Below are 24,188 nucleotides of genomic sequence, written 5' to 3' on the forward strand. Positions count from 1 at the left end.
GCCCCGACGGTCGACAGCGCCGTGGTCTCGACGCCTACGGCGCTTCCTGGTCGGCTCGGCCGTCCGGGAGACCGGCGGCCACCAGGTCCTCCACGGTCCGGCACAGGCACTCGACGCCGAACCGGAACTGCTCCTCGCCGGGCAGCTCGATGAGCTCGTCGCGCAGCTCCACCAGCCGGGGGAACTCCGGGAGGGGGAGCGAGGCGTAGAAGTGCCATTGCTGGCGGCGCAGCTCGGACTCGTCGGTGCCTCCGTCGGTCTCTCCGCGGCCCCAGGGTCGGGGGGTCTGGTAGCTGGCGAATCCGAGGGCGTGGACCATCAAGAAGCCGTAGCTCTTCACAGCCAAGGGCCCCGGGATGCCGCTGCGGATCAGGCGGTCGATGACGACCTCCATGGCTCCTCGGCGTGCCTGGGGGCTGTCAGTGACCCGTGACGAGAGGATCTGCGCGATCGAAGGGTGCTCGATCATCAGCTCTCGGAACGCCGTCGCGACGTTCTCGATCGCTTGACGAGGGGACTCGTCCGGCTCGCTGGACGGGAGTGCCAGGGACCCGAGGGCCTGGTCGGCCATCGCGTCGAGGATCTCCTCCTTGGAGCGGTAGTAGCCGTAGAACGTCATCGTCCCGATGCCGAGCTCACTGGCCAGGCTGCGGACGGTCAGCTTCTCGAGACCGCGCTCGTCGGCCAGGACCAGGGCCTGCCGAGCGATGATCTCGGCGCTCAGGGCACGGTCCCGGCCCGACGCGTCAGGTCTGGAGGTCGAGGTGGAGGCGTCGTCGTTCATGTCGCTGCTCACCCTAGTCATCGCCGCTCCCTGACAGACGTTGGCGCAGCCGGAGATCCCGGACTGTGGGACGTGTACTGAGATTCACCAGGTCGTCGAGCACCTCCGTGGCCGCCCGGGTCGAGACACCGGCATCTTCCAGGATGCGTGCGGCCTTGGCACGCACCTCGTCCGGGGCCACCACGGGCGGCTCGGCGACGAGGATCCGCTCCGCGCCCGTGACCTCGCGGATCCGGACCCGGCAGCCCCAGGAACCTGCGGGCGCGTCCGACCACGGCCGCAGCTCGATCGGTGGGACAGGTGCGAGTCCGGACAGCGAAGCGGCTCGGAAGAAGCGGGCATCCGCGGCCCGGCCGGCCCGGACGGCGGCGAGCACGTGGGCCGCGCTCGCCGCGGCGCGGGTCGCGTCCGGGACCATCACGTCGGAGTTCACGAACCTCAGCAGTGATCCGGGCAGCTCCAGGACCACGGAGGAGATCCGGTCGAGTGTGACGTCGTCTGTCAGGAGCGCGGCGGCGAAGCCCTGCAGGGGGCGGGCGCACGGGAACGGCTTGATCAGTGTCGCCCGGACACCGTCGCCCGGCGCGGGCTCCTCGGCCTGAGTCCACGAGGTGATCGCGCGGGATGCCGGGCCTGACAGGTACGTGGCGGAGGCGCGCAATCCGGAGCGTGCCAGCATGGCGGCTCGCAGGCCGGAGACCGTGGCATCCGCCGCCGCCAGGTAGTGCCCGGCGTCCAGCTCGTCGTCCGACAGCAGCCCGCCGGTGCGGGCCGCGGCAAGGCCCAGCGCTGCCGCCAGCTGGTCGTCGTCGAGCCCGAGCAGCATCCCGGCAGCGGTCGCGGCCCCGAGAGCGCCGATCGTGGAGCTCGGCCACCAACCGTGCCCATAGGCCTGCGGGCCTCCGAGAGCGCGGCCGACCAGGGTGAGGACGTCATAGCCGGCCAGCACCGCGTCGACCAGGTCGGCGCCGGACGCGCCGGTGCACCGGGCGACGTGGAGCGCCGCCGGGATGACGAGTGCGGCGGGGACGGTTGCGGAGGCGGGCTCGATGCTGTCGAGCTCGTCCACGTGGCAGGCGAGCGCATCGAAGCGTACGGCGTCCTCGAGCCCGAGTCCGTCCGAGCCGAATGAGGGGTGGGCGCCGGATCCCTGCCACGACGAGGCGTCGGCCACCTGGGCCACCAGCGGGTGCGAGGCCCCCAGTCGCATGCAGGCGACGGCGTCGACCACCTCGAGGGCGGCCCGCCTCCGCGTCTCCGGCCCTGCGCTCGCCGCTCGGCGGGCCACCGTAACCAGATGGGGAGCGGTCAGGCCCTGTTCAGCGGTCATGGCGCAGCAGCGGAAGGACCTCAGCCGAGACCGCGTCCCGCAGCCGGTGTGGCAGATCGTACGAGCCGACGTGCTGCAGGAAGACGGAGGTCGCTCCGAGAGATTCGGCCTCCCGCATCCGGCTCACGATCTCGGCGGCGGTACCGAAGAGTGCGAAGGATCGAGCGAAGGTGACGGCGTCCTCGTCGCTGACCCACTGTGAGCAGTGCTCGACGGCGAGGTCCCAGTCCTCGGCGTGCACCAGGTCGGGGTAGACCTCGGGCACGCGCGCCGGGACCTGGATGTCCAGGCCCGCACTGGCGAGCGCCGCCTGCCCGCCGTGCTGGGCGATGCCTGCGCAGATGGGCTTGAGGATCCGCGCGTCCCGCTGGATGTCATCGGTGACCATCGCGTGGGCGGACACGATGATCTCGATCGAGGCCGGGTCCCGTCCGGCAGCGGCCGCCCCCTCGTGGACCAAGCCGACGGCCCGGGTCAGCAGAGGAGTCGAGACACCGCTGAGCAGCACCGCCCCGTCGGCGATCTCGCCGGCCAGCCGTAGGTTGCGGGGGCCGCTGGCGGCGACGAGGACGGGCACGCCCGGGTGCGGATCGCGCATCCGGACCGACGCCTCGCCGAAGCGCGTCTCGCGACCCTCGAGCAGGTCTCGGATCGCAGAGATCCCGGAGCGCAGCTCCCGGCCCGTGCTGGGGGTGAGGCCGACCGGCTCGACCGAGCTGTTGCCGACGCCCAGCCCGAGCCGCAGTCGACCGTCTGCAGCCTCGGCGACCGTGCGGACCAGAGAGGCGACCACGCTGGGATGACGGGTGACGACGTTCGTGACCGCGGTCCCCAAGCCGATCCGGCTGGTGACCTGGGCCGCCGCGAAGAGCGTCATCCAGGCGTCGCGCCACAGCACCTGGGAGTCCGGCACGTAGACATCGTCGAAGCCGGCCTCCTCGACGTCCGCCACGAACGCCGCCAGCTCCGCGACTGGCCGGCACGGCGGTACTCGGAGCCCGACACGGAGCGAATCGGTCACGGGTGAGCCGCCAGGAACGCGAGAGTCTCCTGGTTGAACCGGTCGGCGTGCTCGTGCTGGGGCCAGTGCCCGCACTCCGGGTAGATGGTGAGCTCCGAGCCGGGGATGGCCTCGCTCATCGCGCGTGCCTCCGGGACGTCGCCGAACGGGTTCTCGGCGCCCCAGACGACCCGGGTCGGCGCGCTGATCCGTGCCATCTGCTCTGGCGTGAGCAGGTCCTGGGTGCGGTTCTCCATCTCTTGGAGGCACAGCAGGTGGTCGATGTTCGCCACGAACCCGGGCCGGTGGTAGATCTCGTGTCGCACGTCGACGAGCTCATCGGTCACGTTCGCCGGATCGTGCATGAGCAGCTCGAGGCGGCGGCGGGTCAGGTCGCGGTCGTCGGTGGTCACGGCGCGCCGGGTGCTGGATTTGATGCGCTCCATCACCTCGGGCTTCGCCACGGTTCCACCGGCTGCGACCAGGGCCAGGGTGCGGACCCGCTCGGGGTGGTCGGCGGCAAGGCGACCTGCCACCCATCCACCCAGCGACTCACCGATGAAGTGGGCCGACTCGATGCCCTGCGCGTCCAGGTAGTCGAGGACGTGCTGGACGTAACCCGGGATTCGGTACGGCACGCCGGGGCTGTCGGTGTAGCCATGCCCCATCATGTCGATGGCGTGGCAGTCGTAGTCGGCCGACAGCACGGCGACGTTGCGCACGAACGCCTCCAGGTGGCCACTGGTGCCGTGCAGCAGCACGATCGGCTCACCGGATCCGGCCCGTAGGCTACGGGTGCGCAGGCCGCCGGCGTCGACGTACTCCACGGCGTAGGGCACGTCGGCGAGGTCGGTCCAGAGGGTCATCGGGTTCTCCTAAGCGTTGGGGATATGGGAGGTCACGCAGGCTCGACGACGGCGACGCCCATGCCGGTGAGCCACTCGTTGACAGGTGCGTAGGCCAGGGTCCGGCCGCGGCCGCCGACGGCGGCCGCCATGGCGATCCACGAGCGGATCTCCTGGGCCCCGTTGCCGGCGACACGCTCGACGTCGTCGCTGCTGAGCGTCAGGGTGCGAGACAGGTCGCCGGCCTCGAGCTGGGCGAGGAAGTCCTCGTCGAACGCAGGATTGATGTCAGCCTTAGCGGAGCGGATGATCTGGCGACGGCGGACCTCGAACTCCTTCCATTGCTCGCGGCCGTTGAGCCATGCCTCGACCAGGAACTGGTCGTCGTCGGAGAGCTCGCCGGCCCAGTCCGGCCACGGCAGTCGGTGGGAGAGACCGCCGGAGGCGATGATCGCGACCCGCTTGTCCGCGCAGTCCGCGTCGATCACCCGGCGCAGTGACTCGCCGATGGCCCGGGCCCGGGTCAGTGGCATCAGCGGCGGAGCGAACATGTTGAGGACCACGGGCACGATGGGTACGTCGAGGGCCGGCACCAGGTGCTGCAGGCTGTGGGTGATGCCGTGGTCGACGGTCAGCCGCAGGGAGAACGCCGGGTCGAAGCCGTCGTCGACGAGGCCGTCCACCAGGGACTTGGCCAGTGCGGTGTCCACCGGGAGCGGACCCGCCGGAGTGTTGGCCTCGCCCGCACCGTTGACCTCGGCCACGCCGACGGTGATCGAGGGCATCAAGTCCAGGAACAGGCCGCGGAAGTGGTTGGACCCGATGACCACCACGGTGTCGGGCTTCCGCTCTGCGAGGAAGTCGCGGGCGGCGTGCAGCCCGTCACGGAAGCGGTGCGCCTCCTCGAGGTGGTCCACCTCGTCCCAGTGGGTGTTCATCAACGTGCTGTGGGAGGCGGCGACGCCGGCGACCACGGTGCTCATGCGCTCAGCTCCTGTTCGGTGGTGGGGGCCACGGTCGGGTTGTTCTTCAGGTGCTCCAGCGCGATGTCGACGATCATGTCCTCCTGGCCGCCGACCAGCTTGCGTCGGCCGACCTCCTTCAGCAGGGTGCGTGCGTCGACGCCGTACCTCTGGGCGGCGGACTCGGCGTGGCGCAGGAAGCTGGAGTACGCACCGGCGTGGCCGAGCGACAACGTCTCCCGGTCGACCCGGACCGGACGGTCCTGCAGTGGACGGACGAGGTCGTCGGCGGCATCCATCAGCGCGTCGAGGTCGCTGCCGTGCTCCCAGCCCATCAGATCGCAGACCGCTACGAACGCCTCGATCGGGCAGTTTCCGGCCCCGGCGCCCTGACCGGCGAGCGAGGCGTCGACACGTACCGCGCCCCGCTCGACGGCGACCACGGTGTTGGCGACGCCGAGGGCGAGGTTGTGGTGGGCATGGATGCCGATCTCGGTCGCCGGCGCCAGCACGTCGCGATAGGCGTCGATCCGGTCCCGGACGCCGTTCATCGTCAGGTGGCCGCCTGAGTCGGTGACGTAGACGCACTGTGCGCCCGCCGCCTCCATCACGCGAGCCTGCTGGGCCAGAGGGCCCGGCTCCGACATGTGCGACATCATCAGGAAGCCGGCGACGTCGAAGCCGATCTCGCGTGCCGCCTCGATGTGCTGTACGGCGATGTCCGCTTCGGTGCAGTGCGTGGCGATCCGTACCGACCGGGCACCGGCCGACCAAGCGTCGCGCAGGTCGTGGACTGTACCGATCCCGGGGAGCAGCAGCACGGTGAGCGTGGCTCGTTCCAGGACTTCCGCGGCCGCTTCGATCCACTCCAGGTCGCTGTGGGCGCCGGCACCGTAGTTGACGCTGCCGCCGGCCAGACCGTCACCGTGGGTGACCTCGACGGCCGCGACGCCGGCGGCGTCGAGCGCCGCGGCGATGGTGCGGACCTGGTCGGTCGTGTACTGGTGCCGGATGGCGTGCATGCCGTCACGGAGCGTGACGTCCTGCAGGTAGATCCGTGGGGAGTCGCTCATGCGGTGGCCTCCAGGAGCCGAGCGCGGACGAGGGTCTCCCCGACGCGCAGCGCGGCCGCGGTCATGATGTCCAGGTTGCCGGCGTACTCCGGCAGGTAGTCGCCGGCGCCCGCGACCTCGAGGAAGATCGTCACGAGGCTGACGTCGGTGCGGCCCGTGGCGTCGGCCAGCCGGAGCAGCGGGTCGTCGGGGGAGAGGGGGCGGTGCTGCACTTCCTGCTTGACCCGGTACCCGCGCACGTAGCCCCGGACCCGCTCGGCCATCGCCGACACCGAGTCGGCGATCGCGGCCGGGTCGCCGCCGGTGGTGAGGCAGTAGACGGTGTCGCGCATGATCATCGGCGGCTCGGCCGGGTTCAGCACGATGACCGCCTTGCCACGGGCTGCTCCGCCCACGTCGACGATGGCCCGGCTGGTGGTCTCGGTGAACTCGTCGATGTTGGCGCGGGTGCCAGGGCCGGCCGACCGCGACGAGATCGAGGCGACGATCTCGGCGTACAGCACCGGAGCCACCTGGCCGACCGCGGCGACCATCGGGATGGTCGCCTGCCCACCGCAGGTGACCATGTTGACGTTGCGGGCGTCGGCGAGGCCCTCCAGGTTGACCGGGGGTACGACGAGGGGCCCGACCGCAGCGGGGGTCAGGTCGACGACCTGGACACCGGTGGGGCCGAGCAGTTCCCAGTTGTGCAGGTGCGCCCGGGCCGAGGTCGCGTCGAAGACGACGGCGATGTCCTCGAACCCCGGCATCCTCAGCAGCCCGTCGATGCCGTCGTCGATGGCGGTGATGCCCAGCCGTCGCGCCCGGGCGAGACCGTCCGAAGCCGGGTCGATCCCGACCAGTGCGGCCATCTCCAACACCTCGGAGCGCCGGAGGACCTTCATCATCAGGTCGGTCCCGATGTTGCCGGAACCGATGATGGCGACCTGGTGCTTGCTCATGGGCGCGCCTCCTCGAACTCAACCGCGACCTCGCTGGTACGGCCGTCGTGATTGAACGAGGCGACGTAGCGCCGCCCGGGCTCGGCGTCGACCATCGGGCCGAGGGCGCCGCTGAGCACGACCTCCCCCGAGCGCAGCGGGGTGCCGAGCCCGATCATGGTGCGCGCCACCCAGGCGAGCGCGGCCAGAGGGCTGCCCAGGCAGGCGGCGCCCCGTCCGGTCGAGACGACCTCGCCGTCCACGCTCATCCGCGCCTCGACCTCCCGGATGACGTCGGCGTCGAGCCGGACCTCGTCGGTGCCGAGGGCGAACAGCCCGCTGGAGGCGTTGTCGGCGATCGTGTCGGTGATCGTGATGTCCCAGCCCGCCACGCGGCTGTCCACGACCTCGATCGCCGGCACCGCTCGCGCGACGTACGGGATCAGGTCGGCGGGATCCTCGGGGACCTCGGTCACGTCCCGGCCGATCACGAACGCGATCTCGGCCTCCACCCTGGGCTGGAGGACGCGGTGGCGCGCGATCGGCCCGTCGACCTCCATCGACGCCAGCAAGGCGCCGAAGTCGGGCTGGTCCACCCCCAGCTGTGCCTGGACGGCGGGAGCGGTCAGCCCGACCTTGCGCCCCACGAGCCTGTCGCCGCCGGCGAGGGCGCGGTCGATGAGCTCGCGCTGGACGGCGTAGGCGGTGGACAGGTCCTCGGTCCCGACGACGGCGCGGACCGGAGTGGTGGCGATGCCGCTGCGCGCGGCCTCCCACAGTCGGTCGGCCGCCTCGGACACTGCTTGTTGGGTGATCGTCTGCTCGTTCATGTCGATCGCATGCTCACGATCCGCGGTGCCGTTCGGTAGTCCGATTCCCGTCGGGCGGAACGTGGGCCGCCGTGGCGCAGCTCCTGCGCGTTGCGCAGGTAACGGGACAGGCCCAGTGCCGAGGTCTTCACGGCCGCCGCGAGGTGGGGCATCCGGTACGCCGACGCCGGGACCGAGATCGACATGGCCGCGACGACCTCCCCTTGGACGAGCACGGGAGCCGCCACGCACTCGCGGCCAGGCGTCGCCTCCTCGCGTTCGAAGGCGAGGCCGGTCGCCCGGACCTCGGCCAGCTCCCGGAGCAGACGCGCGGGGTCGACTATCGACTTCTCGGTGATCCTCCGCAGCGGGCGCGCGAGGAAGTCGGTGCGGACCTCGTCGTTGCTGAAAGCGAGCAGCGCCTTGCCGATGCCGGTGCAGTTCAGCGGCAACCGGCCGCCGACCCGCGACGGCAGGCCGAGGTCGGAGTGGCCGTGGATCTTCTCGACGTACACGACGTCGAGTCCTTCGCGGACGCCGAGGTGGACGGTCTCGTGGGTGGCCATGAACAGGTCCTGGAGGAACGGCAGTGCGGCGAGTCGCAGCTGGTGCTCGACCGGGACCAGACTGCTCAGCTCGAACAGGGCGAGACCGAGCTGGTAGCCGTCCTGGTCCTGGGTCAGCAGTCGCTGGTCGATGAGGACGCCGGCGAGACGATGGACGGTCGACTTCGGCATGCCGGTGCGCTCGGCCAGGTCCACGAGCCGCAGGTGCCGGTCGCCGCTGCGGAACGCCTGCAGGATCCGCAAACACTTCTCGAGCATGTTCGCCTGATCGCGAGCGGCTGGGTTCCGCGTCACGGGACTACCCCTTTCTCCACGGGCATCGAGCCGGATTGCATACAGGCCCTCGGGTCGGCGGCCTCGCGGTGGATGGTCGGAATCAGGCTTCGTCACCTGTCAGAAAGGCCGCCGAATCAATCGTGAAATCTTTCCGAGCAAGACTTCCGTTCCGTCAGAAGGAATGTACCGTACAACGTACGGCCGCGTCCGTCAGGCTCGGAAGCCAAGTGAATCGGGATGCGCGGGTCGTCACCGACGTCCCGTTGGGCGGGACCCGTCCCGCAGGGTTGAACGGCGGTCGCGTCGCGCGGCGCCAGGAAGGGAGAAGCCGATGAGCACGCATACGGCCACGCCACCGGAGCAGGAGGCCACGGCATCGCCGGGCCAGCGCATCCTCGAGGTGCGCGAGCTGCGCAAGCGGTACGCCGCGGACGGGCCGCTGGTCTGCGACGGGCTGTCCTTCGGCGTCGAGGAAGGGGAGTTCGTCGCCATCATCGGTCCGTCGGGCTGCGGCAAGTCGACGCTGCTGCGGATGATGTCCGGGCTCCTCGCGCCGAGCTCCGGTGACGTCCACCTCAACGGTCGCCGCATCTCGGGTCCGCCGCCGGAGATGGCCCTGGTCTTCCAGGACTACACCCGCTCGCTCTACCCCTGGTTGACGGTCGAGAAGAACGTGCGCTTCCCGCTCGCGGGCAACAAGCGCATGGCGAAGTCCGAGAAGGCCGAACGGGTCGGGCAGGCACTCGCGAACGTGGGCCTGACCGGCTTCGAGGACTACCATCCCGGGCAGCTCTCGGGCGGCATGCAGCAGCGCGTCGCGATCGCCCGGGCCCTGGCCTTCCAGCCTCAGATCCTGCTGCTCGACGAGCCCTTCGCCTCCGTCGACGCCCTCACCAAGGAGGGCCTGGAGGACACCCTCCTCGACGTGCGCGATCGGCTGCGCGAGTCCGGCAACACCATGTTGATGGTGACTCACGACATCGACGAGGCCATCTACCTCGCCGACCGCATCGTGATCCTCAGCAAGCCGCCGTGCGTGGTCGCCGAGGAGCTCCGCGTCGACCTCCCGCAGCCGCGCTCCCAGGTGCAGACCCGCAGCGACCCGGAGTTCCTGCGGATCCGCGCGTACATCCATGACGTCATGGGCCTGACGCACCAGCGCCAGGCCGTTCCCGGGCTGTAGAGCAGACGAACCCATCGATGAAGAACCAGAGAAAGCAGGGAACGCCCATGCGCAGGATCACCCAGCGTCGCGGCATCGCCGCCGTCGCGACTGCCGCCCTCCTCGTGCTCGTCTCGGCCTGTGGCGGGAGTGACTCCTCCGGCTCGTCGGGCGCCTCCGAGAACGCGGACGGCACCACCAGCATCACGATCGCCACCGTCGGGTCGGACTCGGGGTCCCAGGCGTTCTACGCCAAGAACAAGGGGTTCTTCGAGAAGCACGACCTCGACGTGAAGGTCAACGTCGTCGCCAACGTCCCCGAGCTCGCCGCCGCGGTGGAGTCGGGCGACGCGCAGTTCGCGCTCACCTCGCCGACCTCGGTCGCGTCCGCCAGCGCCGCTGGGATCGGGTTCCAGATCGTCGCGGGCGGCGCCGTCTACACCAAGGACAACCCCGGGGTCTGGGTGATGGTGCCGACCGGGAGCGACATCACCTCGGTCGAAGACCTGAAGGGCAAGTCGATCGCTGTCAACGCGCTCAACACGATGCCCCATCTCTCGACACTGGCGACGCTCGACGACGCCGGCGTCGACACCGGCAGCATCGACTTCGTCACGCTGGACTTCACCCAGGTCGGCCAGGCCTTCGAGAGCGGACAGGTCGACGCTGCGACGGTGACGGCGCCGTTCAACGCCCAGATCGAGACCGACGGACTCGGGACGGTGCTCGCCTCGCCGTACGACGCCGTCAACGGGACCGACGACTTCTACAACACGATCTGGTTCGGGCAGCGGGACCTCGCCGAGGACAAGCCGGAGCTGGTCGAGAGCTTCCAAGCCGCCCTCGCCGACGCGAACGCCTGGGCCAACGACCCGGCCAACGAGGAGGAGCGCAAGACGATCCTGCAGGAGTACACCAGCCTCACCGACGCGACCCTGGCGGACCTCCAGCTGCTGCAGTTCGGTGACGAGGTCACCGACGAGATGATCCAGCCCGTCATCGACGTCATGAGCCGCTTCAAGGTGCTACCGAAGCCCGTCAAGGCCTCGGACATCATCGTCCAGGTCGGCTGACCCGAGTCCGGGCGGGCCGCGGCCCGCCCGGACCCGGGACACCCTGTCGAACCACAGTCCGGGAGGACCAACCATGAGTACGACGACACCAGTGCTCGACGAGCCGGTCGCAGAGGCGGCGCCCGCGCCGCTGGCGCGGCGCACCGGCCGGAGGAGGCGCCGGGTGCGGGTGAACCTTCGCGGGCTGGCCTTCGCCGTGGGCCTGCTGCTCGTCATCGAGGTGCTGACGGCTACGGTCATCACCTCGCTCTACGTCCCCCGTCCCTCGGAGGTCGTCCACGCGCTGTGGCTGGAGCTCCAGCGCGGCGACATCCTCTCCGGCGTCGGGACCACGATGGGGGCCTATGCCCGTGGACTGGGGATCGCGATCGTCGCCGGTGTCCTTCTCGGCGCCGCCCTGGGTGCGTCCCGGACCGCCTGGGAGCTCTTCCGGATCGTCATCGAGTTCCTGCGCCCGCTCCCGTCGGTGGCGCTGATCCCGTTCTCGATCCTGCTGCTCGGTGTCGGCTCGACGACGACGGTCGCGATGATCGTCTACGCCTCGCTGTGGCCGATCCTCTTCAACACCTACTACGGCGTTCGCGGGGTCAACGAGGTCTCGGTGGATGCTGCCCGGACCTTCGGGCTCAAGCGCTGGCAGGTCTTCCTGCGAGTGCAGATCCCGTCGGCGGCGACGAACATCGCGACCGGCGTCCGGGTCAGCTCGGCGATCGCCCTGATCCTGGTGATCACCGTCGAGATCCTCACCCGTAGCGGCGGACTCGGTTACTACATCGTCCGCATGCAGGTCGCGATCCGGACCGAGGACATGTACGCCGGTATCGTCGTGGTCGGTGTCCTGGGCTACGCGATCGCCATGCTGATGGGGGCGTTGGAGCGTCGGCTGGTCTTCTGGAACGCTGACGTCCTCGAGGACGGGAACCGATGATGAACCGTTACGTGATCGCGACCGGACGCCGGCTCGTGCCGTGGATCGTCCCCGTGACCCTGCTCGTGCTGTGGGAGTACGCCGGCCGTCACAGCGAGTCGATCTACCTGCCGCCGCTCTCGGACGTCCTGGTCACCCTGCGCGACGACTGGATGTGGGAACGGACCCGCACCGACCTGCTCCCCAGCTTGGAGCGGTTCGCCCTGGGCTACCTCCTCGGCGCTGTCCTGGGCATCGTGCTGGGCATGGCGATCGGCTCCTCCCGGCGGGTCGCCGAGTACACGACCCCGACGATGGAGTTCCTGCGGGCGCTCCCCGCCGTCGCGGTGCTGCCCATCGCCGTGCTGTTGTTCGGCCTGGGCGACGGCATGCGGATCTCCATCATCGCCTTCGGCGTGATGTTCCCGGTCCTGGTCAACACGATCGCGGGGGCCCGGAGCTGCCGCCAGGAGCGGATCGACGTGGCTCGGATGTACGGGCTGTCCCGGCTCCAGGTGGTCCGGCGGGTGGTGCTGCCCTCGGCGATCCCGATGATCTCGGCGGGCCTGCGGGTCGGGCTCCCGATCGCGCTCATCATGATGGTGGTCTCGGAGCTCGTCGGCGGCCAGAACGGGATCGGCTTCTACCTCATCCAGGCCCAGTCGCTGTTCAACATCTCCGGGATGTTCACGGCCCTGATCATCCTGGGCGTGCTCGGCAACGTCATCAACAACACCTACGCCTGGGTCGAGAACCGCCGGCTGCACTGGGCGAGCCACCTGTGAGCGACCGAGCGCCGAGAGCCCACGAGGTCGAGCTGATCGTCAACGGACGACGGGTGTTGGCGCCGGCGTCGCGCACGCTGGCATCGGTCCTGCGTGACGACCTCGATCTGACCGCCGCCAAGGTCGCGTGCGGCCGCGGCGAGTGCGGCGCCTGCACGGTGCTGGTCGACGGGCGGCCGACGATGTCCTGCGTGACGGCGGTGGCGCTGGTGCGGGGCCCGGTGGAGACCCTGGAGGCGCTGGCCGAGGAGGTGACCGACCTGCGTGAGGAGTTCGCGGACGCCGGTGCCTTCCAGTGCGGCTTCTGCACGCCCGGCCAGCTCGTGCACGCCGCGGCACTGGCCCGGCGGGCCGACGAGCTCGTGGCCGAGGACGACCTCCCGGGCGTCGTACGGGACCGGCTGTCGGGCAACATCTGCCGGTGCACCGGCTACCAGGCCATCACCGGCGCGGTCTGCGCCGTCCTCGCGAGGCGAGCCGGCGCCGAGGTGCCCTCGTGAGCTACATCGGAGCCCGGGTCCGGCCGATCGACTGGGAGAGCCGCACCCGCGGCGAGATCCGGTTCACCGCGGACCTCAGCTCCCCGGACCACCTGCACGCCGCCGTGCTCCGCTCGCCGCACGCGTACGCCGAGATCCGCTCGCTGGACGTCTCCCGCGCCGAGCGCCTGCCCGGGGTGCGTGCGGTGATCACGCACGCCGACTTCCCGGCCGGCATCACCTACGTGCACCGCGGTGCACCGCTGTCGGACCGGCCGCCTCTGGCCGACGGCGTCGTCCGGCACGTCGGCCAGGAGGTAGCGGCGGTGGCCGCCGACACCCCCGAGATCGCGCGGGCGGCGCTGCGGGCGATCCGAGTGCGCTACCGGGTGCGACCCGCTGCCCTGACTCCCCGCGAGGCGCTGCGTCCTGGGGCGACCCGGCTGCACGAGCGGGTGACCGACGAGGCCAACGTCGCGGTGCTCCTGAGGACCGACTGGGGCGACGTCGCGGCCGGCGAGGCCGCGGGTGAGGTCGTGGTCGAGGGGGACTACGTCTACCCCAGCGTCTCCCATGCCTGCATGGAGCCGAACACCACGCTGGCCGCATGGAACGAGGCCGAGCAGAAGGTGGAGCTCTGGACCTCGACGCAGGCGCCGTGGTTCATCGCCAAGGAGGTCTCGCACCTCCTCGGGATCCCGCACGACCACGTGATCTGCCGTGAGGTCGCGGTAGGCGGCGGCTTCGGCGCGAAGTCCAAGGCGAGCGAGCACGAGGTGCTGGCCGCCGCGCTCTCGCGCAAGGCCGGACGTCCGGTGCTGCTCGCACTCAGCCGCGAGGAGGAGTTCGGCGCCAACAAGCCGCGGCACCGCTTCGAGACGCACCTGCGCACCTCTGCCGACGCCGACGGCACGATCCGGCTCTTCGATGCCGACATCCTGGTCGACAACGGCAGCTACAACCACATGGGCTCGTCGGTGATGCGGGTCGGGGTGATCACCCTCGGCTCGATGTACCGGCCGGACGGCGCCCGGTTCGCCTCGCGCCTGGTGGACACCGCCACCCAGCCGGGCGGCCAGTTCCGGGGCTACGGCACGCCTCAGGTCTCACTTGCCGTGGAGTCGCAGGTCGACGACCTCGCGCACCGGCTGGGACTGGACCCCCTGGAGATGCGGTTGCGCAACGTCGGCCCGGAGCACGCAACCACGCTGTGCGGGTACGCCGTGACCACCTCCAGGCTGGCCGACTGCCTGGTCGCGGTCCGGGACGGGCTCGACTGGGACGCCCGGCGCGCAGAGCACCGCACGCTGCGTGCCGACCGGGGACTCGGAGTCGCCGCCGGCATGCACGGCAGCGGCGCCTACGCCTACGAGCAGGCCAACCGCAGCGACGCGGCCATCGACCTCTTCGACGACGGACGGGTCCGGGTGCGCCACGGCAGCGCCGACGCCGGCACCGGCCAGAACACGATCCTCGCCCAGATCGCCGCCAGCGAGCTCGGCGTCGACCTCGCCGACGTCGAGGTGCTGTCCATGGACAGCGAGCGGACGCCGTTCGAGCTCGGTGCCTGGTCGTCGCGCGGCACGCACATGACGGGCTCCTCGGTGGGACTCGCGGCGCGCGAGCTCGCTGACCAGGTCCGGTCGCTCGCGGCGGCCAAGCTCGGGGCCGTCAGCGTCACGCTGCGCGATGGCAAGGCCGTCGGCGAGACCGGAGAGGTCGACCTCGGCGACCTGGTCGGGTTGAGCGACGAGGCCCGCGACGGGTGTCTCAGCCACGAGGTCAGCTACGTCCTGGAAGGGACGGAGATGATCTCGCCCGACAAGGACCGCTTCAACCTCTCGCCGACCTACGCCTACGCCGCGCACGGCGCGCTGGTCGAGGTGGACCGGCGCACCGGCAAGGTGTCGGTGCTCGACTACGTCGCCGCCCACGACGTCGGCCGGGCGCTGAACCCGACCGCGGTCGAGGGCCAGGTCGCCGGTGGTGCCGCGATGGGTCTCGGTGCCGCGCTCGGTGAGGAGCTGGTCCGCGAGGGTGGGCGAATCGTCAACACGTCGTACCTCCACTACGCGCTCCCGCGCTCGGCCGACCTGCCGTCCATCCGCCCGGTGATCGTCAACGGCGAGGACGCCGACGGCCCCTACGGCGCCAAGAGTGTGGGCGAGATGTCGATCATCCCGCCCGGCGCCGCGGTCGCCAACGCGGTGTACGACGCGGTCGGCGTCCGGATCACCGAGCTGCCCATCACCCCCGACAAGGTGGTGACCGCCCTGGCAGAGCAGGAGGGCCGGGTCCGCCGGCACCACGTGTGGCGCCGGCCCGGGCGTTGGTGGGTGGCGGGGATCCGGATGTTGTACCCGCTCGGCCTCCACCACGTGCTGCACCGCTGGGGCACCCGGTGGGGCCGAGGCGTCGGCGCGCCGGGATCCGTGCCGGCCGCGCCGCCCCGGATCCTGCGCCCGGACACTGCTGCCGCGCTGACGGCGGCGGTGGCCGACGGTGCTCAGGCCGTCGGTGGCGGCACCGACGCCCTGGTCGAGCGTGAGCGGCAGCCGCGCCCCGCGCCGGTGCTGGTCTCGACGATCGGCGTGCCGTCGATGCGCCGGATCGTGGCCGAGGAGGGGCGGTTGCGGATCGGGGCGGCCGTCACCCTCGCCGAGCTGGAGGAGTCTCTCCCCCCGGAGCTGGCCTATGTCGCCGCGGCCGTTCGCAGCATCGCCTCCCCGCAGATCCGCAACAGCGCCACGGTCGGCGGCAATCTCGCCCAGGAGAAGCGCTGCTGGTTCTTCCGCAACGGCTTCCCCTGCTACAAGCGCAACGGCGCCACGAGCCCCTGCTACGCCGTCGAGGGCGACCACCGCTTCCAGCACGCTGCCATCGACGGCCACCGCTGCCAGGCGGTCACCCCGTCCGATCTCGGCACCGTGCTCCAGGCAGCGGACGCCGAGGTGGTCCTGCTCCGCGCCGTCGGCAGCCGCCGGATCCCGCTGGCGGAGCTGTACGACGGCCCGGGCGAGCTCGCGCTGGCCGCCGGCGAGATCATCGCCGAGGTCGTCGTGCCCCTGCCCGGGCCAGGGCGGCGCGGCTCGTTCCACAAGCTCGCGCTCTACCAGGGCGACTTCGCCACCGCCTCAGCGGCGGTCACGGCCGAGGTCGCGCCCGACGGCACCTGGAGTGACGTCCGGATCATCCTCGGGGCGATGGCGCCCACCCCGTGGCGGGCCTCGGCGACCGCGCGCGCTCTCGACGGCACGCAGCCCACGACGGACGGCGTACGCCGGCTGCTCGATCGCGAGCTGGACCGTCACGCCCACCCGCTCGCGAACAACGGCTGGAAGCTCGACGCGGTTGCGGGACTCGTCGAGCATGCGGTGGACGATCTGCTCGAGCGGTAGCTCAGGCGCCGCACCCGTCCAAGAGGTCCTGGAGGGAGCGGGTGCCCGGCGTCGGCCCGTCGGCGAGCCCGACGGAGAGGACCAGGCGGGCCTGGAGGGCGGTGAGCGCCCCAGCGCTGAGGAAGGGCGCGGTGTCGACGGCACCGACGGTGCGGCCGTGCGTCGTCCGTCGGGCCAGGCAGACGGCCACGCCGGCCTCGTCCGCCTCGACCAGGGCGGCCCGCTCGGCGGCCGGGGCGAAGCCGGCGCCGAGCCCGGTCGCGACGATCCCGCGCGCGCCGGCGGCGACCGCGGCCCGCACGAGGGTGCCGTCGGAGCCCAGGTGGCACGTGAGCAGTGTGACCGGCGCGACCTCGCTGGGGACCGGGCGTTCGGCGAGCGGGCCGCGCGTGACGGGACGCTCCAGCCGGACCTCTCCCGCAGGCTCGACGGTGCCGAGGGTGTGCCCTCCCGCGCGGAACGAGTCGACGGCGAGGTGTGGGTCTTGGTGAGCCCCACCGGGTGCAGGACCGCGCCGTCGGAGACGACCACGGTGCCCGCCATCGGGGCATCGGCGGCCACGGTCAGGGCGGCGACCAGGTTGGCGTGGGCGTCCGTGCCGAGGGCGGTCGGCGGTCGCATCGCCGCGGTCACGACTACGGGCACGGGCGCGGGGCCGAGCAGCCACAGCAGGAAGGCGACCTCCTCCAGGGCATTGGAGCCCAGGCTGACGACGACCCCGGCCGTCGCGGCCGGATCGAGGCCGCGCAGCCGGGCCGCGATGCGCAGGATCACGAGCGGCTCGAGGTCGTGGCTGGCACCGGCAGCGAGCTGCTCGACGACCACCGGACCTCGTTGCTCCGGCCAACCGGCGAGCAGCTCCACGGGCGGCACGGTGCGGCCGGTGCGCCAGTAGCGGTCGCGGTCTCCCGCGTCGTGACCCCGGGCCTGCAGAGTGCCGCCGAGGGCGAGCCAGAGCACCGGCCGTGGCGTATCGCTCACGGCCCGGTCACCGTCGGGTCCGCTCCGAGCTCGGCCAGCACGGCGGCGGCGAACAGGTCGGGACGGTGGTCCACGGAGGGCACGCCCGTGCCGGGCAGCTCCGCGGTCCGCGTGGCGGGAGCGCCGGTGAGGCCGGCCACCAGGCGGGGCACGTCGGGCAGTGAGTAGTCGTCCTCCGCGCCGCAGACCACCAGGGTCGGGACGCCGACCAGGCCGATCCGGTCCTCCATCCGGTACCGGTTGACAGCCTGGTGGCCCTCCTCGACGCGGTCGAGGACCCCCAGTGCGTCCCGGGTGAGCCGATCGAGGAGGTCGAGGCGGTCGGCCGGGTAGAAGGCTTGCCTGCGGGACCAGAGCCGCGCGACGTGGCTCCCGTCCTGGGTGAGGACGACGTGGTCGATGGGCGGTGCCTGAGCCACCCGCGCCCGGCGTCGGGCGTCGACGTACGGCACTCCGGAGAGCACCAGCCCGGTCACCCGCGGGTCGCGTCGAGCGGCCACCTCCAGGGCGACCACGCCGCCCGTGTGGTGGCCGACCAGGAGGACGTCCTCGAGGTCGAGCGCGGTGAGCACGTCGACGACGCCGTCGGCGAAGAGCTCGATGCTGAAGGGGTCCGCCACCCGGGCCGAGGCGCCGAACCCGACGGTGTCCATGGCGACCGCGCGGCATCGGCCGGCGAGAAGAGGGATGACGTCACGGTACTCGTCCCAGCTGCGGGGAGTCTGGTGCAGCAGCAGCGCCGGTCGGCCCGCTCCGGCCTCCACGACGTGCAGCTGGCCGAAGCGTGAGTCGACGTACCTCTTCATGACGAGACCTTCCGATCGGGGGCTGGGCGCCAGGTGCGGCTCGTCGTCGCGCCGACCGCCCGCAGGGCGACGTCTCGGACAACCTAGGGCGACGGCCCCACGCCAGTGGGGCGGCGTCCCGCGTGACGGATCGTGCTCCCCACGTGCCGTCGTACAAGTTCGGTCGCTCGGGCGATCCTCGACGGCGGGCTCAGGGTGATCGAGGTGACGGTGAGGACGCCCGCCGCCCTCGAGGCGATCAGCCTGATCACCGCCGAGGTGCCCGAGATCCGCTTGGGCGTCGGATCCGTGCGGCATCCGCGTGACGTCGAGGCGAGGTCTGGCCGCGGGTGCGCAGTTCCTGGTGCGGGGGATGAGCATCTCGACAGCACCGGACTACCTTGCGCTCCCCAACGTCCTGTGGGTCAGTCGGACCTGGCTCACGCCCCGCGCCGCCATGGACACTCGAGACTGGGGGCTGATCACGACGCTGGCCGGCAGTGCGAGTGAGCCCCCGAGGCGCTTGAGCCGCTCTCGTCGCGAACGCCGTCGAGCTGCCTGGTTCGCCAGCTCGACCCCCAGCCGGAATGTCCAGGAAGCGCCGATGCCGACGGGCCTGAGGTCCGCCGGCATCGACGAGGTTCGCGGGCCGGGACGGTGCTCCCGGCGGATGGATCAGCGTGCGGTCTTGACGGCCAGCCTGGCCACGGAGACGGCCTTCTTCTTGTCGGGGACCGATCCGTCGACCGCGCTCGCACCGGCAGTGACGATGTACTTGCCGTCGCGCGCCAGCACCGACTGCCTGGTGAACGACTGGCCCGAGAACGTCACGGTGACGGTGTATCCCACGCTCTGGTCGCCGAGCTTGACCTTGAACTTCTTGACCTTGACCTTGACGCCGTCCCCGATGCCCGCGGCCGAGCACTTGGTGGCCTTCGAGCTCTCGCGGAGGTAGGAGACCGCGTCCTTCGCGCTGCGGAACTTCATCGCCGCGACGAAGACGGACGGCGCGTCGGCGGTGCCCGTGGCCGCGGCCGGGTCGGCCGGGGAGTACGTCGCCGAGGTCACCGTGGCGCCCTTGACCGGCTTGCCGGGCTTGCAGTCCTTGCCGATCCGGGTCACCTTCGTGGTCGACGTGGTTGCCGAGCCGCCGGCGAGGTACGGGTAGATCTTCGCGACCTTCGCGACGGACGGGACGGCCGCGCCCTTGGCCGCGACGGCGGGGCTGCTGAGGGTGGGGACGACGAGGGCGGGGACGGCGAGCGCGACGAGCGCCCGGGAGAGCCAGCGACGAGACATTGAGTGTGAGCTCCTGTTCAAAAAAGGGACGGTCTGAGACCGAAACCTACCCCGCCGCCAGTCCGTTATTCCTCGGCACCGGTCCGGAAGCGCGGCCGCCGGTACACCCTGACCATGCCGTGAGGCTGCCGTGAGGCTGTCGTGAACAACCAGGCGCGCCGGGGTCGCGACGACGTCGTGCTCGACTACCACCACTACAGCGTCGTCGTGCACCGCGCGCGACGGCTCGCGTGGTTCGCCGCAGTGAACCTCGACGGCTCGTCCTGGCGCGAGCTTCCGGGCGAGACCGAGAGGTGGATCTTCGACCCGAGAATCGGTCGCGAGCTCCAGCTGGGACCTGAGGTGTATGCGGGCAACGACTTCGACCGCGGGCACCTGGTGCGCCGAGTCGATCCGTCCTGGGGCCCGGACGAGCACGCGGCCAAGGTCGCCAACGTGACACCTTCCACTTCACGAACTGCTCACCGCAGCACAAGGACTTCATCCCGCAGACCTACCAGGTGCCGGTGCGCAGCATCAGCGTGCTCACTGGGCTCGACTTCTCGCACCTGCGCCCGTGGGACCCGCTCGACGAGCTCGCCCCGGAGGCAGCGCCCCTGGATGAGCCGGTCCGACTTCCGGCTCCGGTATCCGATCGGGGGACGTACGCCGACCTCCAGTTGTGACAGTTCTCAGTTCGGGCCGGGCTTTTTCCTCGCAGGCCCCGGGATATCCCTGTTGATAGCCATCGATCGACGCAGCGCGGGTTATCGGATCTCGGGGATCAACACCTTTCGACCGGAACCTTCGCCGAAAAGAGTCGTTGTCCACAGGCAGCGGATCGGGGCTGTTTCGATAGCACCGACTGCGGCAAGACTGGGCTGCGAAGGATTCCATCTCGGGGGCTTCTGATGTCTGTGACCAATTCCGCGGTACGCCGTACGCACGACGGCGCCGGCGCGCACGACGAGCTGGTCGAGCGGCTCGACCAGCAGGTGCGCGAGCTCGTACGCCGTGAGGGCGTCGATCCGCAGCGTGAGGCGGCGCTGGTGCGACGGCTCGCCGAGGGCGTGGTCCGTGAGCACGACGACCGCAGCCTGACCGGCGCGGTCGCGCCGGTGCCCGACGTCGGGGTGATGGTCGGCGAGCTGGTGGCTCGGGTGTCGGGCTTCGGGCCGCTGCAGCCGTTCCTCGACGACGACTCCGTCGAAGAGGTCTGGATCAACGACCCGAGCCGGGTCTTCATCGCGCGCAATGGTCGCCACGAGCTGACCACGCTGGTGCTCACCAGCGCGCAGGTCCAAGAGCTGGTCGAGCGGATGCTCAAGTCGTCGGGCCGCCGCATCGATGTGAGCAGCCCGTTCGTCGACGCGATGCTGCCCGAAGGGCATCGCCTGCACGTCGTGCTGGAGGGCATCAGCCGAGGGTTCTCGGCCGTCAACATCCGCAAGTTCGTGCTGCGTGCCGGCCGGCTCGGTGAGCTGGTCGAGCTCGGCAGCCTCACGCCGTCGGCCGCCGCGTTCCTCGAGGCGTCGGTGCGAGCCGGCCTCAACATCCTGGTCGCCGGCGGCACCCAGACCGGCAAGACCACGATGCTCAACTGCCTCGCCGCCGCGATCCCGGGCGGAGACCGGGTGGTGTCGGCGGAGGAGGTCTTCGAGCTCCGGTTCCCCCATCCCGACTGGGTGGCGCTGCAGACCCGGCAGTCGGGGTTGGAGGGGACCGGTGAGATCCGGCTGCGCGACCTGGTGAAGGAGAGCCTGCGGATGCGGCCGAGCCGGATCGTCGTCGGGGAGGTGCGAGCCGAGGAGTGTCTCGACCTGCTGCTCGCCCTCAACGCCGGCCTGCCGGGGATGTGCACGATCCACGCCAACAGCGCCCGCGAGGCCTTGGTGAAGATGTGCACGCTGCCGCTGCTGGCCGGCGAGAACATCTCCGCGCGCTTCGTCGTGCCGACCGTCGCGACATCCGTGGACCTGGTCGTGCACCTCGGGATCGACGAGCGCGGCGTACGTCGCGTCAACGAGATCGTCGGGGTCCCGGGCCGAGTCGAGCAGGACGTGATCGAGACCGAGCCGGTCTTCGAACGACGCGGCGGCGAGCTGCGCCGGGCCGGCGGGATGCCGCCGCACCTGGAGCGCTTCGAGCGGATCGGGATCGACGTGCACCGGATCGTGACCGGAGGCTGAGGATGGGAGCGCTCGTCGGACTCGGGGTCGGCATCGGCCTGCTGCTGGTCTGGAGCGCGTTCTTCCTGCCGCGCCGTCCCCGTGAGGGCGCGCCGACCTCGCGTCGTACGGCGGACCTGCTCGCCCGGGCGGGCCTGGGTCAGGTCTCGGTGACCGGCTTCGTGCTGCTCTGTGTGGTGTGCGGAGCGGTCACCGCCCTGGTGATGCAGGTTGTCTCAGGCACCTTGCCGGTGGCGCTGGCCTTCGGTGCGATGGGCGCCTACCTGCCGGTGGGCGTCGTGTCCGGGCGGGCCCGGCGGCGCCAGCAGGAGCTGGCCGAGGTGTGGCCGGAGGCCGTCGACAACCTGACGTCCGCCGTACGCGCCGGGATGTCGTTGCCGGACGCGTTGGCGGGGCTCGCGGTGCGCGGGCCGGCGCCGTTGCGGGAGGCGTTCGACCAGTTCGCACTGGACTACCAGGTGACGGGACGGTTCGGTGAGTCGCTGGACCGGCTCAAGGAGCGGCTGGCGGATCCGGTTGGGGACCGGGTCGTCGAGGGCCTGCGGATCGCGCGCGAGGTCGGCGGCGGCGAGCTCGGCCGCTTGCTGCGCAGCCTGTCGACGTACCTCCGCGAAGACGCACGCACCCGCTCGGAGATGGAGGCTCGACAGGCCTGGACCGTCAACGGCGCTCGCCTCGCCGTCGCTTCGCCCTGGCTGGTCCTCCTGCTGATGTCGCTGCAGTCCGAGGTGATCCACCGCTACGCATCGCCGGTCGGTGCCTTCGTGCTCGTGCTCGGCGCCGCACTCTGCGTGGTCGCCTACCGGCTGATGATGCGCATCGGCCGGCTCCCCGTCGAACGCCGGATCCTGTCGTGACCCCCGCCATGTGGGGCGCGGTCCTGGGGGCTGCGGCCGCCGCCGGGCTGCTCCTCGTGGTGGTCCGGATCCGCGCGATCCGGCGACCGCAGCTCGCGCTGCGCGTGCTGCCCTACGTCCGTGACCTGCCGCTGCTCGACGAAGCGGGGCCGCGCGCCGCTCCGGCGCCGACCTCGGCTGCGGTCGGCGTCTTCGGCCCGCTGCTGCGCTCGGCCGCCGACGCCGTCGAGCGGGTGCTGGGAGGCGCGACCTCGGTACGCCGACGCCTGGAGCGGGCGGGCATCGACAAGACGGTGCAGGAGTTCCGCATCGAGCAGGTGGTGTGGGGGCTGGTGGCCTTCGCCGCTGCGGCGGCGATCGCCCTCGTCCGGATGCTCACGCACCCGGGCTCCGTCGCGCTCTGGCTGGTGGCGTGCGCGATCGCGTTCGTGTCCGGCGTACTCGCGCGCGACACGCACCTGACCAGCCAGGTGCGTGCCCGCGAGCGCCAGATCCTCGCCGAGTTCCCCACGATCGCCGAGCTGCTCGCCCTCGCGGTGGCGGCAGGGGAGAGCCCGGTGATGGCACTCGACCGCGTCGTACGACGCAGTGGCGGCGAGCTGTCCCGCGAGCTCGGTCGCGTGCTTTCGGCGATCCGCACCGGCGAGCCGGTCAGCAGCGCGTTCGACGCGATGGCCGCGACCACCGGGCTGCCGATCGTGTCGCGCTTCGCCCAGGGCATCGCGGTGGCCGTCGAGCGAGGCACACCGCTGGCCGACGTGCTCCACGCCCAGGCCGACGACGTGCGTGAGGCCGGACGCCGTGACCTGATCGAGACCGCCGCCCGCAAGGAGGTCCTGATGATGGTGCCCGTCGTCTTCCTGGTGCAGACAGTCTCAAACAGTAATCTTCTGTCTACGAGCCAGCCGCACCCTTGCTGTTTGTCGACGTAGTTCCCAGGAAGTCGGCGCGCATCGCGGACAGCATGTCCCGCGCCGCGTTGCCCTTTTCGCTTGCAGACACCCACTCCTTGTGTGCCTGCTCGAACGCTCCCAGGTTGTCTCCACCCATGAGGAGCAGGGCGCAGTAGTAGCGCTGGTTGAACATCATCAACGTCTCTTGGACGGCGCCAGTGCTATCGACTCCGACTGCCTTGCCACCCGTGCCGATGATGCGTGCGGTAGCAGCCAACTCAGAGTAGGCCGCGTACTTCTGTTCTCGGAGCCAGGTCTCGTGCTCGCGCCTGGCTCGACGGTTCTCGGTCTGCCAGTTGACGAACGCTGCCACCAACCCGGCCAGGAAAGCGCCAACGCCACCGGCCAGGGCGACCGCGACAAGCGCTGTGGTCGAGACTTGATTGCCCACCGTTGCGTCAGTCCTCCTTGAAGAACACGTAGCGAGGCTTCCAGTACACCGTCTTGTCACCGTCGGCGGTCGTGAACCCCTGGACAACCTGAACAAGCCTGTAGCCCTTGCTCAAGTGCATGTTCATCATGTCCTCGTAGTCCTGCTCCGGGTACTTGTGCTCGATGACGACGTAGCCCATGTCGCGCCCTCCCTCGTGATTCTTAGTGTCGGGTCAGGCAGCGCGGTCGTCGCGCCCCGGCCCAGAGCATGCCTGGAACGTAGTGGATGACCGTCGGTCAGTACATGCTTTTGCCCCCCACCACGGTTCCGCAATTTCAAGGACGCTGGACAACTGATTCCGTTGCCCGTTTTGCCCCCCACCGAGCAGGCGCAGTTATTGGCC

25 protein-coding genes and 2 pseudogenes are annotated in these 24,188 nt (G+C 70.9%); 12 read left to right on the forward strand and 15 right to left on the reverse strand.

Going from position 1 to position 24,188, the window contains the following annotated elements; genetic code table 11:
• Positions 1-34 precede the first annotated feature (34 nt).
• Genes ABEA33_RS06385 through ABEA33_RS06425 form a run of 9 tightly spaced genes read right to left on the reverse strand, consistent with a single transcriptional unit; the run spans position 35 to position 8,583 of the window.
• The gene (locus ABEA33_RS06385; RefSeq protein ID WP_345525870.1) at positions 35-805 is read right to left on the reverse strand and encodes a TetR/AcrR family transcriptional regulator; all 771 of its coding nucleotides are present in this window, start codon (positions 803-805) and stop codon (positions 35-37) included.
• Entirely contained in the window at positions 798-2,114 is a 1,317-nt protein-coding gene (locus ABEA33_RS06390; RefSeq protein ID WP_345525871.1) for an MmgE/PrpD family protein, read from the reverse strand. The genes ABEA33_RS06385 and ABEA33_RS06390 overlap by 8 nt, the downstream gene beginning before the upstream one ends.
• A complete protein-coding gene (locus ABEA33_RS06395) occupies positions 2,104-3,135 on the reverse strand; it encodes an LLM class flavin-dependent oxidoreductase (RefSeq protein ID WP_345525872.1) in 1,032 nt (343 codons plus the stop codon). Before ABEA33_RS06395 ends, ABEA33_RS06390 begins: the two co-directional genes overlap by 11 nt.
• Positions 3,132-3,980 (reverse strand): alpha/beta fold hydrolase, encoded by an 849-nt coding sequence (locus ABEA33_RS06400; RefSeq protein WP_345525873.1) that lies wholly within the window; start codon positions 3,978-3,980, stop codon positions 3,132-3,134. Before ABEA33_RS06400 ends, ABEA33_RS06395 begins: the two co-directional genes overlap by 4 nt.
• Before the next feature lie 32 nt (positions 3,981-4,012).
• A complete protein-coding gene (locus tag ABEA33_RS06405; protein ID WP_345525875.1) occupies positions 4,013-4,942 on the reverse strand; it encodes a DODA-type extradiol aromatic ring-opening family dioxygenase in 930 nt (309 codons plus the stop codon).
• Complete coding sequence (dmpG, locus tag ABEA33_RS06410) at positions 4,939-5,994, reverse strand: 4-hydroxy-2-oxovalerate aldolase (RefSeq protein WP_345525877.1); 1,056 nt, start codon at positions 5,992-5,994, stop codon at positions 4,939-4,941. Before dmpG ends, ABEA33_RS06405 begins: the two co-directional genes overlap by 4 nt.
• Entirely contained in the window at positions 5,991-6,935 is a 945-nt protein-coding gene (locus ABEA33_RS06415) for an acetaldehyde dehydrogenase (acetylating) (RefSeq protein WP_345525879.1), read from the reverse strand. Before ABEA33_RS06415 ends, dmpG begins: the two co-directional genes overlap by 4 nt.
• Positions 6,932-7,744 (reverse strand): 2-keto-4-pentenoate hydratase, encoded by an 813-nt coding sequence (locus ABEA33_RS06420; protein ID WP_345525881.1) that lies wholly within the window; start codon positions 7,742-7,744, stop codon positions 6,932-6,934. Before ABEA33_RS06420 ends, ABEA33_RS06415 begins: the two co-directional genes overlap by 4 nt.
• On the reverse strand, positions 7,741-8,583 hold the full coding sequence (locus ABEA33_RS06425) for an IclR family transcriptional regulator (protein WP_345525882.1): 843 nt from the start codon (positions 8,581-8,583) through the stop codon (positions 7,741-7,743). Before ABEA33_RS06425 ends, ABEA33_RS06420 begins: the two co-directional genes overlap by 4 nt.
• Before the next feature lie 313 nt (positions 8,584-8,896).
• Between ABEA33_RS06425 and ABEA33_RS06430 the strand changes: the two genes are divergently transcribed.
• The 6 genes from ABEA33_RS06430 (at position 8,897) to ABEA33_RS06455 (ending at position 16,369) form a co-directional block, all read left to right on the forward strand.
• The gene (locus ABEA33_RS06430; protein ID WP_345525883.1) at positions 8,897-9,748 is read left to right on the forward strand and encodes an ABC transporter ATP-binding protein; all 852 of its coding nucleotides are present in this window, start codon (positions 8,897-8,899) and stop codon (positions 9,746-9,748) included.
• Between the two features lie 47 nt (positions 9,749-9,795).
• The gene (locus ABEA33_RS06435) at positions 9,796-10,800 is read left to right on the forward strand and encodes an ABC transporter substrate-binding protein (protein ID WP_345525884.1); all 1,005 of its coding nucleotides are present in this window, start codon (positions 9,796-9,798) and stop codon (positions 10,798-10,800) included.
• A gap of 73 nt (positions 10,801-10,873) precedes the next feature.
• On the forward strand, positions 10,874-11,728 hold the full coding sequence (locus ABEA33_RS06440; RefSeq protein WP_345525885.1) for an ABC transporter permease: 855 nt from the start codon (positions 10,874-10,876) through the stop codon (positions 11,726-11,728).
• Positions 11,725-12,492 carry an ABC transporter permease gene (locus ABEA33_RS06445; RefSeq protein ID WP_345525886.1) on the forward strand — a complete coding sequence of 256 codons (768 nt, stop codon included), beginning with the start codon at positions 11,725-11,727 and terminating at the stop codon, positions 12,490-12,492. Before ABEA33_RS06440 ends, ABEA33_RS06445 begins: the two co-directional genes overlap by 4 nt.
• Positions 12,489-12,992, forward strand: coding sequence for a (2Fe-2S)-binding protein (locus ABEA33_RS06450; RefSeq protein ID WP_345525887.1), 504 nt, complete (start codon positions 12,489-12,491; stop codon positions 12,990-12,992). Before ABEA33_RS06445 ends, ABEA33_RS06450 begins: the two co-directional genes overlap by 4 nt.
• The gene (locus tag ABEA33_RS06455; protein WP_345525888.1) at positions 12,989-16,369 is read left to right on the forward strand and encodes a molybdopterin cofactor-binding domain-containing protein; all 3,381 of its coding nucleotides are present in this window, start codon (positions 12,989-12,991) and stop codon (positions 16,367-16,369) included. Before ABEA33_RS06450 ends, ABEA33_RS06455 begins: the two co-directional genes overlap by 4 nt.
• 1 nt (position 16,370) lies before the next feature.
• Here ABEA33_RS06455 and ABEA33_RS27415 read toward each other — a convergent pair whose 3' ends face one another.
• From ABEA33_RS27415 to ABEA33_RS06465, 3 genes and pseudogenes are all read right to left on the reverse strand, one after another.
• Positions 16,371-16,775, reverse strand: coding sequence for an L-asparaginase family protein (locus ABEA33_RS27415; protein WP_425577369.1), 405 nt, complete (start codon positions 16,773-16,775; stop codon positions 16,371-16,373).
• A 77-nt stretch (positions 16,776-16,852) separates the two neighbouring features.
• A pseudogene (locus ABEA33_RS27420) lies at positions 16,853-17,350 on the reverse strand (asparaginase domain-containing protein); the annotation flags it as partial.
• Positions 17,347-18,156, reverse strand: a complete 810-nt coding sequence (locus ABEA33_RS06465; protein ID WP_345525890.1) for an alpha/beta fold hydrolase — start codon at positions 18,154-18,156, stop codon at positions 17,347-17,349. The pseudogene ABEA33_RS27420 and the gene ABEA33_RS06465, both read right to left, overlap by 4 nt.
• Before the next feature lie 132 nt (positions 18,157-18,288).
• Here ABEA33_RS06465 and ABEA33_RS27425 point away from each other — a divergent pair, with 132 nt between their 5' ends.
• Positions 18,289-18,645 (forward strand): hypothetical protein, encoded by a 357-nt coding sequence (locus ABEA33_RS27425; protein WP_425577348.1) that lies wholly within the window; start codon positions 18,289-18,291, stop codon positions 18,643-18,645.
• 165 nt (positions 18,646-18,810) lie between these two features.
• Here ABEA33_RS27425 and ABEA33_RS06470 read toward each other — a convergent pair whose 3' ends face one another.
• Positions 18,811-19,434, reverse strand: a complete 624-nt coding sequence (locus ABEA33_RS06470; protein ID WP_345525891.1) for a hypothetical protein — start codon at positions 19,432-19,434, stop codon at positions 18,811-18,813.
• A 141-nt stretch (positions 19,435-19,575) separates the two neighbouring features.
• Here ABEA33_RS06470 and ABEA33_RS27430 point away from each other — a divergent pair.
• The 5 genes and pseudogenes from ABEA33_RS27430 to ABEA33_RS06490 all read left to right on the forward strand — a co-directional run.
• Positions 19,576-19,866, forward strand: a pseudogene (locus ABEA33_RS27430) (DNA/RNA non-specific endonuclease); the annotation flags it as partial.
• A gap of 74 nt (positions 19,867-19,940) precedes the next feature.
• Positions 19,941-20,099: a hypothetical protein gene (locus ABEA33_RS06475; protein ID WP_345525892.1), complete on the forward strand. Its 159-nt coding sequence runs from the start codon at positions 19,941-19,943 to the stop codon at positions 20,097-20,099.
• Positions 20,100-20,324: 225 nt separating this feature from the next.
• Positions 20,325-21,602, forward strand: a complete 1,278-nt coding sequence (locus tag ABEA33_RS06480; protein ID WP_345525893.1) for a TadA family conjugal transfer-associated ATPase — start codon at positions 20,325-20,327, stop codon at positions 21,600-21,602.
• 2 nt (positions 21,603-21,604) lie between these two features.
• Positions 21,605-22,459 carry a type II secretion system F family protein gene (locus ABEA33_RS06485; RefSeq protein ID WP_345525894.1) on the forward strand — a complete coding sequence of 285 codons (855 nt, stop codon included), beginning with the start codon at positions 21,605-21,607 and terminating at the stop codon, positions 22,457-22,459.
• Positions 22,456-23,391, forward strand: a complete 936-nt coding sequence (locus tag ABEA33_RS06490; RefSeq protein WP_345525895.1) for a type II secretion system F family protein — start codon at positions 22,456-22,458, stop codon at positions 23,389-23,391. Before ABEA33_RS06485 ends, ABEA33_RS06490 begins: the two co-directional genes overlap by 4 nt.
• Here the strand turns inward: ABEA33_RS06490 and ABEA33_RS06495 are convergent.
• Entirely contained in the window at positions 23,354-23,803 is a 450-nt protein-coding gene (locus ABEA33_RS06495; RefSeq protein ID WP_345525896.1) for a hypothetical protein, read from the reverse strand. The two genes, ABEA33_RS06490 and ABEA33_RS06495, sit on opposite strands and share 38 nt — an antisense overlap.
• A 7-nt stretch (positions 23,804-23,810) precedes the next feature.
• Entirely contained in the window at positions 23,811-23,984 is a 174-nt protein-coding gene (locus tag ABEA33_RS06500; RefSeq protein ID WP_345525897.1) for a hypothetical protein, read from the reverse strand.
• Positions 23,985-24,188 lie beyond the last annotated feature (204 nt).

It is taken from the genome of Nocardioides endophyticus, from assembly GCF_039543845.1.
Taxonomy (GTDB): domain Bacteria; phylum Actinomycetota; class Actinomycetes; order Propionibacteriales; family Nocardioidaceae; genus Nocardioides; species Nocardioides endophyticus.